The organism is uncultured Barnesiella sp., from assembly GCF_946496565.1.
Classification (GTDB): domain Bacteria; phylum Bacteroidota; class Bacteroidia; order Bacteroidales; family Barnesiellaceae; genus Barnesiella; species Barnesiella merdigallinarum.
The window spans coordinates 30590-47431 of the sequence record NZ_CAMMHD010000013.1; the positions used below are offsets into that span (position 1 = coordinate 30590).

Sequence of the window (16842 nt, forward strand, 5' to 3'; positions counted from 1 at the left end):
AGGCCGGTTATTCGGGTTGATTATCGGTGTGATCGTTATCGGGGCGCGACGATACCCGATAGAGTATCAGTTTGCCCGCACCCACCAGAATAAAGATAGCGGCCAGACCCAACAGGAAGATTCCCACGCCATCGCCAAACTCTTCGGTACCGTTGATACTCCACAACACAATGCTCCAGATGGCAAAGCCCAAACCGATACCCAGGAATACCAAGCCCTGGTTGAGGGTCACCAGCTTGTCGGGGCGAGCCTGTCGCGACCGGGGCGACTCGAAAAATCCGTCGGGCAACTCACGCCCGGCCTCGATGGCCTTCTCGATAACCTGATAGTGGGCCTTCTGCTTCTTGTTGCGGTAGTAGATAAAGAAGAAGATAACCAGGAAGGCAAACAGGAAGGGAACGGTTATGCCCAACACTGGGACAATCGCATCGAGAATATCCTCGGCATCGGCCTCATAATGCATCAAAGACCGTTGTTTTTCCAGCTCAATCTCGGCCATACGCACCTTGTAGGCTTCGGTCTCGTTCATGTCGCCAAGAGTATCGCTTTCGGTTGTCGCCGTAGCCACGGCTGCTGTCGGTTTTGAAGTCGGGTTCACATTCCCGTTTTGTGCCATTACGCTTGCGCCCGTCCACAACACGAGTGAAAGGAGCGCTGTCATTACCAATCGTTTCATCTTCATATCTGTTTTTAATTTGTTTTTCGTTTTTCAATCATCTCTCTTTCCGGAAATTCAACCATTAGACGCAAACACCCACCCCGCAGGTTGCAGACGCTCCCGATTTTTTTCAAAAAAATTTCTCGACAGGGCATCAGCCCCCCGCCCGAGGCACAACAAATTTACTCATAATCCAAGAAAATAGGGCCACAAGCAACCAATGCCCGCAAAAAAGCGGTAATTTTGCACCGCGAAACAAATAACGAAGCTATGAAACCCAAAGAGATCAATAAAGTCGAGATTCGTAATCTGCAACGCGAAGACTACGACCAGTTGGCCAGCTCGTTCACCCGGGTCTATGCCGACGGCAGCGACGTGTTCTGGACCCCCGAACAGATAGACAAACTCATCCGCATCTTCCCCGAAGGGCAGATCGTGACCGTGGTCGATGGCAAAATCGTGGGATGCGCCCTCTCGATCATCGTCAACTACAACGATGTGAAAAACGACCACACCTATGCTCAGGTGACCGGCAACGAAACCTTCAACACCCACACCCGCAAGGGTAACATCCTCTACGGCATCGAGGTATTCGTGCACCCCGACTACCGCGGCCTGCGGCTCGCCCGCCGTATGTATGAATACCGCAAGGAGCTGTGCGAGAAACTCAACCTCAAGGCCATCATGTTTGGCGGCCGGTTGCCCAACTACCACAAATATGCCGACCACATGCGCCCCAAAGAGTATATCGACAAGGTGCGCAAGCGCGAAATATTCGACCCGGTGCTGCTCTTCCAGCTCTCCAACGACTTCCACGTGCGCAAGGTGATGCGCAACTACCTGCCCAACGACGAGGAGTCGAAACACTTCGCCTGCCTGCTCCAGTGGGACAACATCTACTATCAGGAACCTACCGAGGAGTATATCTCGCCCAAGACAACCGTGCGGGTAGGACTCGTGCAATGGCAGATGCGTAGCTACAAAACGCTCGACGACCTCTTCGAACAGGTCGAGTTTTTCGTCGATTCGGTGAGCAGCTACCAAAGCGACTTCGTTCTCTTCCCCGAGTACTTCAACGCCCCCCTCATGGCCCGCTTCAACGACGAGAGCGAGTCGGAGGCCATCCGCGGTCTGGCCCAGTACACCGACGAGATACGCGAGCGGTTCATCAACCTGGCCATCCGCTACAACATCAATATCATCACCGGCAGCATGCCCCTCATCAAAGAGGACGGACTGCTCTACAACATCGGCTACCTGTGCCGTCGCGACGGTACCTACGAGATGTACGAAAAGCTGCACGTCACCCCCGACGAGATGAAGTGCTGGGGCTTGAACGGCGGCAAAGCCATCCGCACCTTCGAGACCGACTGCGCCAAGATAGGCGTGCTCATCTGCTACGATGTCGAATTCCCCGAACTGTCGCGCATCATGGCCGGCGAGGGCATGCAGATACTCTTCGTCCCCTTCCTCACCGACACGCAGAATGCCTACTCGCGCGTGCGCGTATGTGCCCAGGCCCGAGCCATCGAAAACGAGTGCTTCGTAGTCATTGCCGGTAGTGTAGGCAACCTGCCCAAGGTACACAACATGGACATCCAGTATGCCCAGTCGGGAGTCTTCACCCCCTGCGACTTCGCCTTCCCCACCGACGGACGCCGTGCCGAGGCTACCACCAACACCGAGATGATTCTCATCTCCGACGTCGACCTCGACCTGCTCAACGAGCTCCACACCTACGGCAGCGTGCGCAACCTCAAAGACCGCCGCAGCGACCTCTACGAGGTAAAGATGAAAAAGGTAAATCAGGAGTAAACACAAGATCTCCGATATAGCCTATATACACAAACGGCCCTATGATTCTTTGTGGATGAAGAATCATAGGGCCTCCTATTGAAAACCTACTCTACACGACTTAATAAGAAAATGCTATTCTCCACACACCGCTCGACACGGCAAGAGAAACTCCTTCCGAAGTATTAAATTCACACCCCTGTCCAGGATATGGCTTCTTATCCTTGAAGACCAATCGTCCATTCAACTTCACCCGACAGACATTATCTGCTATCGGAATTATGGCCCGAGTATCTGCAGGAACCGTTAAGAGCATATCCAGTTTATGGCCCGAACGAGTCAAGTCAACCGATATTCGACCTCGGACACTCAATAATGAAGCCTCGGCATGGACAAGCGGTCCCATTTGAGGCGTAACCCGAAAGGCTTTATAGCCCGCTTCTATCGGAGATATTCCACACACCTTTTGAGACAAAAGAGTAAGACCGCCACCACTCCAGGCATGATTATATGTACCGCCGCCAAATCCTTCAGGTCCTATACCCCATCCTTCAAAAAGGGTAGTGAGACGAGGATGATCGACCATCTTGCCAAATCGTTTCTTCATCCGGGCCAAGGCTTCGTGCGGACAACCCATATCAAATAATGCCTCCAAGACATATTTTTCCATATATGGGCTGGCATATTCATACCGCCCGAGCAGTTCCCGAATAGCATCGTATTTCGATTCATCGGCCAAACCCGAAACAACAGCCAATGCCTGAAGCCGATCATCGGGATCGGGGAGCAACCGATTGGCCCGATATGCATCGCCACACCAGAACACTCGGTTGAACGACTCCTTCAGCGACACCATTTGGCGACGCAATTCAATAGCATCCTCCCGTTTATCAAGGAGGTCGGCCATACGCGAGACTCCATCCAACGCCAAGTAATACCAGGCATTGAATAGTCCCTGTATATCGACATTCGTTCCCCAATCGCCCCAAGTCCATTCGCCACTACGGAATTTGACAGTACCATTTGCATTGTATTCCCAGACCTCCAAATACCGTTTTACCGCATCATACAAATCGGCAATGGTTGCCGTGTCGCCCGTATGAAGGAAATAGTTCCAGAAACCATAGTATCCTACACTGGCCAACATTTGTCCCGGGAGCTCCGTCTGGTAATTCGATGCAGGTACTGGCGAAAAAATCGTACCATCGGGCCTTTGCCACCGCATCAGTTCATACATGCCTTTCTTGATGAGTAAATGCGACCGAGGACAAAGGGCATAAAACGACTCACCCGATTCGATGACCTCGTCGCCCCACCATTGTGCCCTCTCCCGATCGGGACAATCCATGTATGTATCGCGCATGGTCACCAGAAGTGTACGCTGTGCCTTTGTCCAAAGTCGGTTATAAAAATCGTCGTTACAACTGAACGAACCGGCAAACGAGGTATCATATGAACTCTCTCGATACAGAGCCCGTGCAAGAGTAACACCTTTAGGCAAAATATAATAGACCTCATGTCCGTTTATCCATCCCAAACTCTCATACTGCTGAACACCACTCCTCGTCACATACTCGGCCCGAAGATTATTCGCGCCTCCTCCTCGATAATTATCGGTACACATACCTATTGTATCACCGCCTTGTGACTCCAATTCAAAAGCTGGAGTTACCTGCATGTTATAGGGTAAATAACACACAAGTGTATCTCTGTCGATGCCCCGATGCCACTCCTGACGGTCATATGCTCGAAGCCCATAGTCTTTCCACAATGGTATTACTCGAGGGTACAGTTTATTCCAAGGTTTGCATCCCAATAGTCCAACCTCCACAGCCGCTGGCCAAGAAGAAAGGGAATCGACTGGCATTGAAATCCACCGTTCGGAGAAACGACGAGCATCATACCCGATATTGGACTCGGGCAATCGAAAATTTGGCTGGGGTCCAGCCGGTGTATAATAACCGGCATGGACCGTTGCCAACCACTGTTTGTCGCTACATAAGGAGAATGTCGGAGAAAGGCTCTCGACAAAAAGGCCCGCCTTACCGCTGGGCTGATATGAGAATCCCTCCTTCCCAAAGTACCACAGCAAAATCGCTATCGTATTGTTCCCCTCCTGCAGAAAAGAAGAGATATCAACCGTATCATAATAGGTATCTTCGGGAGTAGGACCTCGCTTTACTGCCCCCTCAAAAACGGCCAATGTCCCATTTATCCACATCCAATATTTGCTGTCGGCGGCAATCTTAAGGTTCACACTTCCCCGAGGGAGAGTATCCAGTCGAATATCCCGCCGAAAACAAAGCCATGTATTCGTGGCACTCTGGTTCTCAAAAGCCGTAATCCAATGAGCCGCAGGGACATCAGCTTGCGCCCAAACGGACCATAGACCAACCATAATGAGGATAACAAATTGACGAAACATATATATTATTGAATTTGCATAATGAAGATGAATGTATGGAGTTACAAAAGTCTTTGTATTCTGCCCGATAGGCCGAACCGAAAGGCTTTCAAACTCCATTACACAAATTACCCAATAATCAATTTAATCGTATGACAGTCATTCCCCATGCATATTCTCAAGAGATAGACGCCAGGGGTCAAATCGGAAAAATCGAAACAATATGAGCCTATGATATCGGCTTCGCCCTGCCGTATGCAACCACCACTTGTTGCGTACAGGCCGTAACTCATTCGGGTACCCCCATCGCCGCTTGCCTCAATATAGAAGAGGTTCGTTCCTGGATTACGATAAAATTTGAATGGAACGTTAACCTCTGCTATAGACTCTATTCCCGATGGATCTCCGAAATTCAAGTAACGAGAGACCGTCAACCCTTCATATTTGGCAGTTACCGTTCCACTCTTCTCAGGGCCATCAAGCAACAAAGTTTCACCTTCGATATGTCCCAGACCGGGAGTACAACTCAAAGAAACCGGAGATAGTTCAGAGTCCACAAGGACATCGTACTGGTTATACCCCAAAACCGACAAAGGAATCTCCCGAGCCTCAATTTGCGCTTTATTCCAATAATTAAAGGACAATCGGGCAATTTTGTCATCGGCAGGCGCCGTAGTTCTCAAAAGCCAGCCATTGGTAACCGCACGCTCTTGTCCATCACTCGGCTTGTTGACTACCGCATGATTAACCACCATACCGGTAGAACCGCCTCCGTCCAAGCCTATTACATCCGAGGCCCCCAAGGCCCGCAAAATATCACACATCTCATCGGAGTACACGCCTCTCGAATGAGACTGTCGCCCGTCGATAGCAATCAGGTATAACCAACGACCGTCGGATGAACAACCAATTCCAGTTCGCGGATATAACACATTGTTATACGAGTCATTGAAATTACAATCCATAATTACCCCATTCTTCATCAACAACGAGTTACCACCCACCATCTCCTTAATCAGGGGAGCCTCTCCATCGGCTGTCTTAATAGACATATTGATTTTCAATTTCTGTCCCACAGTCAAGTTGTCCAGAAAAGCCTTTGCGTCATCAATCCCCGACAAAGCCGACTCTCCCGGTTCCAATGCATTATGCCCCTGTGTATCACGAATAATTCGAGTCACTATACAAGTCTTAGGTGAATTTATCCCCCAACTCTGGCCATCGGACAATTTGAAGAACACCTCGGTCTTTAGTTTATCACCAATATCGGCATTCTCATCCATACGAGTATAGCCACCGGCAAACTCATTATAAAAAGTCATATCGCATGAGTAGCAATCGGTACGGGGGATATTCACATCATTAAAACTATATGATGCGATAGGTGCTTTCAAACTGACTACCGACCCCTCAAACTCCATGTTGTTAAGTATCGGTTTGTTGTCATAATCAATCGCGGCAAAAGCCCATGCCATACTGCGAGGTTCTCGCTGTATCACCCCCTCGGAGGCACAACCACCCCGAGGAGCGCCCAGTGGATATTCGTTGTGGCCACTGATGTTAAAGAAATCGCCATTGATACCGGCATACGCATCGGAGCCGGCCGTGGTATATCTATCACAAGCCGAAGAAACCCACTCCAAACCATCGATAACATCATTGCCTAAAAATGTCTTCACTTGCGAATAGGGATTTTGCAAATCGAGTTTCAAAACATGGGCCTCAACAGGTAAATCGTCGATGCGGATATATGCATATTCACAACCCGGTCCCGGGACATAGGCATTCAAGGTATCCACCTCATGCAACTCACCCCGTATCATGATTTGAGTCGAAGGATCATAATTCTCTATAATCTGAATCAAGCTATTACGAAATGACTCTATCTCTTCGGAACTTTTGGTAAAGTCGGTAGGAGTACGATATACCTGACTCAATATTCGTTCGGTTTTCTCTCGGCCAATCTTCTTCTCTACGATTTTCAACAGCTCATAATCTTCCTGTCCTTCTTTCCATTGCTCCAAGCGAACCGAAGCGACAGGCTGCTCCTCTATTCCAAAAAGACTCCCCGGGAAAACCAAAGCACCATCGCCTACCGCATCGAGACTACGATCAAAAGCAAACGGATTCAACTGATAACGATTAACTCCCCAATACAAGAAGCCGGTCTCCTGTTCTTTCCACACTCGCCACATAATGGCTCGATGATGAAACGGAGTTAATTCCAAGAGGAAATTGGGCTGATCGCCTTTGGGATAACAGCACACATAAGTCCACCACTCTGACTGAGGCTCAATCATCTTTCTAAACTCCTCGGCCTTTGCATTTTCACCTTTGTATTCTTCGGCAGCAACAGGTAAAATTTTAACGTACTGTGTCAAAAAGTCAAATGTATAATCGTAATTCCATTTGTGATCACCATCAATCAAATAGCTCGACACCGTAACCAACATCTTCGACCCTGGCTCCAGCGACAACAGATGCGACGACTCTTCGGCAATTTGTGCATAATGAGCCTCTTTCTTAGGCTCATCCCATATATAAAAATAGCACCGGTCAAAAACTCCTTTCTCCTTCATATCGCTACACATGCGTAAAAACTCCTCATCCTCAAGCATACAAGGAAGCGCAAAACGACAGAAACGCGGGTCTTGAAGCAAAGCTTGACTTCTGGGGTCATCCCAGGACCAAGGCGAGAAACAATTCTCCCAACGCCAAGCGCCTCGATCGACAATTACACTATAATAAGGATCTATGCGACGCGACAACAGAAACTCGGTCCACAGTTCCTTTTGCCTGTCGGAACCTCCGTCGGGCATATTATCCAAATCGATACTAAACTCCGAAGGTATTGACGGGGTAAGCGGTATCTCATAATCGGCCACTCGAATCTTGAAATTTACCTTTACATTATTTTTCAGACTCTTGACTTGTACCGAATAGTCATATGTCCCTACCGAGCAATTCCGATCGGTCTCAAACGTCAACCACACTACGGTCGTACCCTCTGCCGCTTCTACCTGAGAATCAAAAGGGACCAATGCATCGTCAAAAGTATCGATTTCGCGAACAACTCTATAGCTAATATCAATACCGGCCGGAGCCGACGACGACGTAAAAGAAATATTCTCTTTCGGTATAGTCGATAAGACAAGTTGTACATGCTCGGTCTCGCCTTTACCCAACACGACCAAATTAGATTCCTTGGCCGGGAAGTCCTGATAATTATCCAGAATTTCTGTACAAGGCATCACCCATACCTCGCCTGTATCGGCCATAACAGTACCGGGGTACATCCAAGCCATTAAGGCAATCATTGAGAAAAAATATTTTTTCATACATTTTATTTTATTGATTACTAATTATATATCTACTCTCCAAATTCTGTTTGCTGCAGCTCTACACTTTTCAACTCCTGGTTAAGACGGCTACGTTGCTCAACCTCCTCACCACTATCTCCGGTAGAGATCAATTCGCTCACCCCTGCTCGATCTTCTTCATTATAGATAGCCCCATAGAGCGCCGGCAATACCTCAAACTCCAACTCACCCTGTAGAGGCATCTGTAAACCAGGGGAATCAACAGCTGCACGCACCTTTACCTTTCCGGGGCGCAGGGTTGTACGCACCAAAACAGGTGCTGTTCCCCACTCTACGGCTCGAGGATTGGTATGTGTTGCCTCATTGGCAACCAGCCGACCCTCTCCTTCGATTGAAAAGCGTATGTGATAATTGTTGAGTCGTTTAACCGTACCCTGCTCGTCGGTCACCGAAGCTATCACGGTAACTAAATCAGATCCGTCGGCTATCGGAGCAATGTGCTCATCATCCAACCGAAGTTCGATTTTAGCCGGACGCCTGGCCGGCATACGCTTATGCTCAGCCACCTTTACTCCATTCTGAAAGCCCTCGGCCAGTAAGAATACCTCATCGTGCCGGTTTTGGCGAGAAAGCGCCTTGTCATCCATAAACCGATAAACCTTTTCAAACCGGATAATTGGTGAAGGCATCCCCTCACTCTGTAGCTTTTTGTGATAACTATAAGTATTGCCTCCCTTGAAAACAGTCAGCCTTACCTCATCACAATTGCTGTACACTGTCACATCGGCAGGTGAGAAAGGCGTCATTTCATGCGCAATATAAACCATTGGGCCACTATCGGCCTGAATATCCAAAGTATCGATCGGACGTTGTGCCATAAACATGTAGTATGCATATTTGGGTTGTCTGAATACATCGGTCAATCCTCCATAAAAAGGATCGGGATGATATCCCCTCTGATGATCGAACGAATGCCACAAACATCCACCTACATGCTGACGGGAGGTGCGCCATAACGCATCATAACTGGTGCATACATAGGGAGGTAAGGCGTAGTGCATAGCCTGTACCAACATAGGCACTTCACCCCACGACCGCCTCACACGACTCGTCGAATTATGAGAATTCCAGTCATCAACATTATCACCCCACTCTCGGGTAAAGTAAGCGACCCGGCTATCAAACTCCTTTGTCGCAATATCGGTATCGCCATTTTCCGGATGAGCATAACGAACAGAAAACTTCGAAGCTCCCCGAGCTTCAGAATCACATACTACATGAGAATAGTGATAGGGATACTCCTCGCCAACGATTTGCACGACACTATCGACAAACGACTCGGGATACCAAGTCTCATTTAAAATAGGTTCCCACAAGAAAACCGACGGTCTGTTTCGATCCCGACGAATCATATTTCGTATGTCGCTGAAAACACGATCTTGAAACACTGGCTCATCGTTCCAAAATTGCCATCCTGGAGTATTCTCAATGACAAAAAGGCCCAAAGCGTCACAAGCATCCATAAATGCTGGATCTTGAGGATAATGTGCATTACGCACGACCTCCAGTCCCAAAGCTTTTATCTTCATGGCATCTCTCCAATGCAGATTATTGGTCATGGCATTGCCCACTACGGCAAAATCCTGATGCCGATTCACGCCCATCAGCGGATGAGGATAAGGTTTCCCGTTTACCCACAAGCCATCCGACCCTTTAAACTCAATACTGCGTATGCCTATCTTTTTTCGATAGCCATCTATTGTTTCCCCCGTGTTCTCATCTTTGACTTCGATATACAATTGATATAACGATGGAGACGATGGAGACCACAAATAAGGTTTCTTGAGCCTGATATATGTTTCACAATTTCCCGAGCGCCCCGACAAAAGCCGCACCTGACAGCTCTTTTGCGCTACAGTTTCACCCGACGGAGCTCGCAACGTAAACAGCACCTTCCCGCTAAAAATACGAGAAGTCTCATTTCTCAGCTGCAACTTCAAATTCACATCGGCCGACTTCTCGGAAACCCGACTGTACGAAACGAATAGTCCTCCCCCACCTACTTCTGCAGCATAATTTTCATCGGTTATATACACCCGGTTATGAGCAATCAACCAACAATCGCGATAAATCCCGCCCGAATAGGTAAAATCGAGAAACTCCTGAGGTTTTCCTGGCGGATAGAGCGGACAGTTCGAGTTGTCGGTATAGACAGCTATCACATTCTCGGGCTCCAGTTTATCGGTAATATCTACTATTACAGGTAAATACCCTCCATAATGGGTCGCACACAATTTGCCGTTGACCCATACACGAGCCTCACCCATAATTGCCTCGAAATAGAGAAACAGCTTTCTCCCAGCAAATGAGTCGGACGAAGAGAAATGTTTTCTATACCAGCACACACCCTGATAATTGATGCACCCACTCGCCTCAGTAGGCAAAGTATCTATACTATGGGGCAACGATACCAGAGTCCACCTCGAGTCATCAAACTCCTTTTGCTCGGCACCAACCATATCACCTCTGTAAAAAAGCCATGATGGATTCATTGAATAGATTTCCCGCCCGACACCGTCAAGGGGATAAAATCCGGCGACCGAAAACTCGGGTTGAACTGAATGTCCCCAAAGCGTATAGCAGAAACAAAGACTTAGCAGGATTGAAACAACCGTTCTTCTCATAATCGGGATTATTATATTCTGCCGATATTTCTATCGGCAGAATATAGTTAACATTAATGTCTTATGATAATCTTAATCGCTTGGGGGGTAGTATTCCCTTTCAGCAGGACTACATAAACCCCACTATTCAGATAGTTCAAATCAATTGTAGTCTCTTCCGAAGCCACCTTATAAGTCTGTAACAATGCCCCGGTCAACGCATATACTGCAACCGACTGAATCGAAGACTGTGCACCAGCAATAACCAGTTGATTGTTGTGGAATCGTATGTTATCAACAAGAAGTTCGGTCTCAACCGCCGAAGCATTCAATTGAACCGTTGCATCGGGATGATCCCAAGCCGTAATCGTGAGCGAGCCGGCCGAAGTCAAATCTTTCAATACATAGAGTGCTCCCGCCTCAACCGCATAATCATCGGGACTTAAAACCTCACCATCGACACTTATCTCTTTAATAAGCATTCTCCAAAGTTCATTATCGGTAAAGGTAATCGTCGTATAATCGTGGGTACACTCATCAACCGACAAAACGGGACTCTCATTCTGAGGAACCTCATCGCCATAGTAAAAAGGTATATAGTCCGATGCGGCATTATACCCGTCGTCCAACAGATATACGGCCCAATAATAGCCATCACCTGTAGCTCCCATGTTGTTGGCCGGAATGGTGCATGTACCCTCTTGCGAACCTGGATTGTCGAGATAGGCATAGGTAGTCGTATATCCACCTGGAATACCGGTAATTGCCTGTCCAAGAGGCGCTATACCGATATAATCTTTCTGATTACCAGCCCCATTGCTATATTTGACTACAATGTCCGAGCCTCTTTGAATATGGAAATTTTCCAAAGAGATAGTAACCTGTGACCACACTTGTGCCAACGAAGCAATCACACACGCCAAAAGTAAAGTTAACTTTTTCATAATAACTGATTTTTTTTAGTGAAACATAGATTTTAGATTATTGTATATACCGAGCAGCTTGCCACCGATCGATGAAGAATCTCAAAGAGCGCTGGAATCTGTCGAAATTTTTATTCTCTTGTAGAGTCCATCCCGTTTCGGCATAGGCCGCAATCTGAGGATAGACCATCTTATACATCGTTTCGGGTCGGTTAATCCACTCGCCCCACATGGCACACGAAAGGCCCAATATCAAATCCCGATCACTCTCCAACCACTCGGGAACCGGATTAAAGTCATAGGCCTTCTCCAACGAAATAGGTTTGTATCCATACTCCAACCCTGGAACAATCTTATCGTAGTTATAATTCAAATAGGTATATTCGCACAGAGTATTCACAATTTTAAGACGCCGCTCGAGGGCTTTCTTCAATATCGAGCGATCCCCTGTCCAAAACTGAACAATCGTATTAGCGGGGTCGAGTTTACTTTGCACCTCGCTATCGGGTTGAAACGCATGAAGTTTGTCGCCGGTGATATCGTTCCACCCCATCATGATTTTTCCTTTTCGACTCAAATAGCTTGAGAGTCGATTGGCAAACCAGATCTGTAACTCGGCCGGAGTCGATAGCTGTTCCTTCTCCATCAATTGTTGTATTGCTTGAGAGTTTTGCCACTCATCATATTTCACCTCATCACCTCCAATGTGAATAACCGCCGAAGGGAAAAGAGACGAAACTTCGTCCAACACATCCCGGATGAAAGTCTGCACCCGACTGTCGGCTATATTGAAAACGGCCGAAAATACTCCATAACTACAAGGTACCGATATCGGGTCTTGACTACATCCCAGCCAGGGATATGCCGCAATAGCAGCCGATGCGTGCCCGGGAAATTCAATCTCGGGAACCACCGTAATGTGGCGATCGGCGGCATAAGCTACAATCTCACGAATATCGTCTTGCGTGTAGAATCCACTCACGGGTGTACCATCATATACGGTACTCTCATACCAGTCGAGCTGAGTAGAATCTCTATGTCCACCCACTGCGGTCAGCAAGGGATATTTCTTAATTTCAATACGCCAACCCTGATCATCGGTCAAGTGCCATTGAAACACATTCATCTTCAATGCAGCCATTTCATCCAAAAGCTTCTTTACCTCACTCTTTCCCTGGAAGTTACGTGCTTCATCCAACAGGAAACCCCGCCAGGCAAATGCCGGATAATCACAGACAACCATGCACGGGAACAGTATTGAAGCCCCCTCTTCCTGAGCTACCTGCCTAAGGGTCTGGATAGCATAGAACACGCCCGATTGAGTTGACGCACAAATGGTTATCCCATCAGAATTTATATCCAGCATATATCCTTCGGGCTTTATCTCACTGGTATAACAGATACGAAAATCAGCTCCCGACTTGTCACAAAAGTCGTATGACAACAAACCCGCCTTGTCCAAGCCATCCATTGCTCGCCGTACCTCTTCCTTGAAACACGCATCGCAATACAGATGAGCTTTCCTCCCCATACGATATTCGCCCGACTTCCACTCTATATGATTGGGATAGGGCAATATACCGGCAAAAGAATGGGATTTTCCCAGAAAAACAATGAGAGCTATTATCACCCAAATCTTATATTTTGTCATACCTATCATATTCATTTCTTAAAAGAGAAAGTTGTTATCATAGCCGCGTGATCCGATGGGAAACGTATCGGATGCTTGTCAAGCATTTCAGAACGAACGGCTTTCACTTTATCACCCATATAATAGATAAAGTCGATGCGATATTGCAAGTCGAGTTTCGACATGGTGGACCAGGTAAGGCAAGGATCTTTCACAGGATTGGGATGGAGTTCTCGATACGAATCCTTAAAACCTCTCTTCTCCATCAGTACACTGGTAGGCCATTTCAATACATAGCCACCGAACAGATGTTTCGCCTCCTCGGTCCAATCCAGATGAGAACCACTGTTAAAGTCACCCGAGACAAAGAGAGGCACCCCTTTCTGGTCAAAGAAGGGTTGCATATCACCCAATATGGCAGTCAACTCGCGATAACGCGTGGGCAACTCTTGCTGTTCTATCTCCTCGACCGACAATCGCGCCCTCACTTGCTCGTCGGTGATGGGTCGGTAATCGAGCCACAGATTTACATAATTGATGACCTGAGTCTCGCTGATACGGATTGTTGCAGCACACGTGTTGAAGGGCTGAAACATATCCCAGGTCTGTTCTATGGGATACTTGCTCATAATCGAGAGATTTGAACTGCGCAAATAGAAATAATACCCCAGGGCATCGGCTATTTCGGCCCCGGCTCCGTAAGTTTCAATCATACCTATGATATCGGCATGAGACTTTTTAATCACCTCTACGACGCGATTTACGCCCACCTGCTCACCCAACTCATGACCTCCATGGAAAATATTAAACTCCATCAAATTTATCTCAGGAGTAAAATACGGTAGCCGAGCCTCTCGCCTGATTCCTGTAAACTGCTCATATTCATCGGCAATTTCAGCTTCGCTCTTCACCCGATTGATAAAAGAGAAACGGTCTAAAAGGCCCTCGAAACTGTGCCATTGATCGTCGATGTGATTTCCTATATATAAAGGATTTCCCGTCGCCAAGCACTTATTCCCATTGGTGCAATAAGTAGCTACATTTAGCCCGTCGTAATACATCTTCATCTCATCTTTATCGGCATTATGAGTCACAGCAAGGAAATGCCACTTTCCATCATTAATGGGCTGACGCTCTACAGTAGGACGATAATCCCATTGCCAATTGGTCCCATCGGTAAAATAGACGCACCACGACCCATTTTCCTGAGCCGACAACATAATGCCGGCATCTTTCATCTCACATGAACGCTTATTACTTACCAATGCTTTCAGACCTGTTTCCCGACTCGTTGTGTTGACCCAAATTCCCAAAGAAAAAGAGCCTGCCATATCGAGCGAATCAATCTGCCCCACCGTAACCGGATTGCGATGATAGGCATCGGAACTCAAATCCAGGGCTTTACCCTCGATTCCATCGACAAACCGATATTTCTCATAAAACTCAGCCGGATTGTCAAATGTTACAACCACCTCCTTGGCTTGAAGCGGCCAAGCTACAAGCACCAGTAACGGAATTAATATAGAATAAGAATATCTCATAATCTTTCTTTGTTAGACAATAATCTCCCTCTGAACAACCCGAAAGTTATTCTAACACAGGGTATAACCTGGGCTCCATCTTATGTCATGCACAAGATGAGAAGGAGACTATATTTAATTGGAAATTAGATAATTACCAGAAATTTGTTTCGTGTAAATTAGGATTGGTAACACGTTCGCCCTGAGGTATCGGGAAATAATAATACTTAGGCTCGATAAATTTCTTGGGACTGGTCAAATCATTTGTCAGAATAATATAACCATGATCACCTTCCGAGAGAGAAATACCGGTCTTTTCGCCATTTTCATCCTCAAGATAGTAGCATATCTTCTTTTTATAAATGGGCTTGACCGAAGCACTGTTCAAGAAAATGCCCACATCGGAAACTCCGTCACCAGTCACATCGAATACCTCGTTAATAGCCGCAATATAGGCCCCTTGTGGCATCTCGAGAAGGGTCCCTACACGCCACCGCAGAATATCATCTTTACGAAATCCCTCACAAGCCAACTCGACCCGACGTTCGCGACGGACTTCGAGAATTGCGTTTTTCATGGCACCCGAAACATTGGGATACTGTTGTTCCAAAGTAGGATCGGTCACCAACTCCGACAAGATCATGTGAGGCATTCCCACCCGATCTCTCAACTTATTAATCGATTTATCGAGATCCTCTTGATTGAGTGTTCCCAACTCGGCTTTGGCCTCGGCATAGATAAGCAATATCTCACCCAGCCGCATCAAGGGAAGATCGTTATATGAGGTACCCGGCATAATCTGCTGAGCATCTTTCGATACAAACTTGATTTGAGGATACCCCCCCAAATTCATATTGGGGACAAACGGTTGTACATCGCCCGGTCGTATGTAACCGGGATACATAAACGTCTGTGCATATCGGGGGTCTCTATCGGCAAAGGTTTCGATAAATGTCTTAGTCTGGTAGTTTTCTACCGAAGAGAACGGAACAGCCTTATTCTCTTTCTTTACCAGATAACTCTCCATCAAAGCCCGACTCAAATTGGTAGTATAGGAGAATACATGATTCGAAGCATAATGCTTGATTTGTGCATCATAATCATAATCTTTGAACAGAATAATCTCCTTACACTTGCTCAAATCATTGCTGATAAACAGGTTGCGATACGAATTATCAGGACCGTCGACATCATAAATTTCAAAGTCGGTAGTATTTGCCATGATAGCTTCACAAGCCGTAACCGCTTTGCGAAGGAACTCATCGGCAGTACTTTCCAAACCCAGTTCGGTGTGATACTTTCTGAACGTACCTTCATGCAAGGCTATACGGGCCAGCAAGCCATAGGCATACCACCGGTTGTAAACGGTTCTATTCTCAAGGTCGGTCATAATATTTTTACACCCGAAATCCAAATCTTCCATAATTTTCTCAACGACAAAGGTGCGGGAATCTTGAGGCTTGTATAGCTCATCGACCTCGGTATCTTTCAAAGCATGGTCATACCAAGGTACATCACTATATCGCTTTACCATTTCATAATATTCGCGACCACGCAACATACGCACAATGCCAATATAATGGTTTATCAATTCCTGGTCACCCTGCGCTTTACCGGCATTATCGAGGAAATAGTTCAACTCACGTATCTGGCCCCAATCCCAGCCACCAACCGTGGCAGGTGTAATATTGCCATGTATCAAATCCAACATTTCATCCTTTTCCGAAGCGACAACATTGTCGGTTCCCGGATCCCAATACTTAGGAGATTCACTTAAGTACAATTTATTGACAAAAAGCTCCAGATCGGAGGGTGAGTTGAAGAAATTTTCAGTAACCAACGACGTTTCGGGCAAACGATTCAAAAAAGAATCGTTACAACCACATAACCCCATCATTATAATTACAATATATAATACTCTCGTTTTCAT

9 protein-coding genes are annotated in these 16842 nt (G+C 46.9%); 1 reads left to right on the forward strand and 8 read right to left on the reverse strand.

Annotation, left to right across the window (positions count from 1 at the left end; genetic code table 11):
* Positions 1-7: 7 nt before the first annotated feature.
* Positions 8-676, reverse strand: coding sequence for a DUF6249 domain-containing protein (locus Q1K76_RS08160; protein WP_300132434.1), 669 nt, complete (start codon positions 674-676; stop codon positions 8-10).
* Positions 677-928: 252 nt separating this feature from the next.
* On the opposite strand from Q1K76_RS08160, the gene Q1K76_RS08165 reads away from it, so the two are divergent.
* Positions 929-2473 carry a bifunctional GNAT family N-acetyltransferase/carbon-nitrogen hydrolase family protein gene (locus tag Q1K76_RS08165; protein ID WP_300132437.1) on the forward strand — a complete coding sequence of 515 codons (1545 nt, stop codon included), beginning with the start codon at positions 929-931 and terminating at the stop codon, positions 2471-2473.
* A 100-nt stretch (positions 2474-2573) separates the two neighbouring features.
* Here the strand turns inward: Q1K76_RS08165 and Q1K76_RS08170 are convergent, their stop codons facing one another.
* The 7 genes from Q1K76_RS08170 to Q1K76_RS08200 all read right to left on the reverse strand — a co-directional run bounded on the left by Q1K76_RS08170 (position 2574) and on the right by Q1K76_RS08200 (position 16842).
* Positions 2574-4877 carry an alpha-L-rhamnosidase C-terminal domain-containing protein gene (locus tag Q1K76_RS08170; protein ID WP_300132440.1) on the reverse strand — a complete coding sequence of 768 codons (2304 nt, stop codon included), beginning with the start codon at positions 4875-4877 and terminating at the stop codon, positions 2574-2576.
* A 107-nt stretch (positions 4878-4984) separates the two neighbouring features.
* Positions 4985-8194 (reverse strand): phosphodiester glycosidase family protein, encoded by a 3210-nt coding sequence (locus Q1K76_RS08175; protein WP_300132443.1) that lies wholly within the window; start codon positions 8192-8194, stop codon positions 4985-4987.
* A 32-nt stretch (positions 8195-8226) separates the two neighbouring features.
* Positions 8227-10860 (reverse strand): glycoside hydrolase family 2 TIM barrel-domain containing protein, encoded by a 2634-nt coding sequence (locus Q1K76_RS08180; RefSeq protein WP_300132445.1) that lies wholly within the window; start codon positions 10858-10860, stop codon positions 8227-8229.
* 53 nt (positions 10861-10913) lie between these two features.
* Complete coding sequence (locus Q1K76_RS08185; RefSeq protein WP_300132448.1) at positions 10914-11783, reverse strand: T9SS type A sorting domain-containing protein; 870 nt, start codon at positions 11781-11783, stop codon at positions 10914-10916.
* A gap of 37 nt (positions 11784-11820) precedes the next feature.
* Positions 11821-13413, reverse strand: a complete 1593-nt coding sequence (locus tag Q1K76_RS08190; RefSeq protein WP_300132451.1) for a beta-N-acetylhexosaminidase — start codon at positions 13411-13413, stop codon at positions 11821-11823.
* Between the two features lie 11 nt (positions 13414-13424).
* The gene (locus tag Q1K76_RS08195; RefSeq protein WP_300132453.1) at positions 13425-14933 is read right to left on the reverse strand and encodes a LamG-like jellyroll fold domain-containing protein; all 1509 of its coding nucleotides are present in this window, start codon (positions 14931-14933) and stop codon (positions 13425-13427) included.
* A 133-nt stretch (positions 14934-15066) separates the two neighbouring features.
* Entirely contained in the window at positions 15067-16842 is a 1776-nt protein-coding gene (locus Q1K76_RS08200; protein WP_300132455.1) for a RagB/SusD family nutrient uptake outer membrane protein, read from the reverse strand.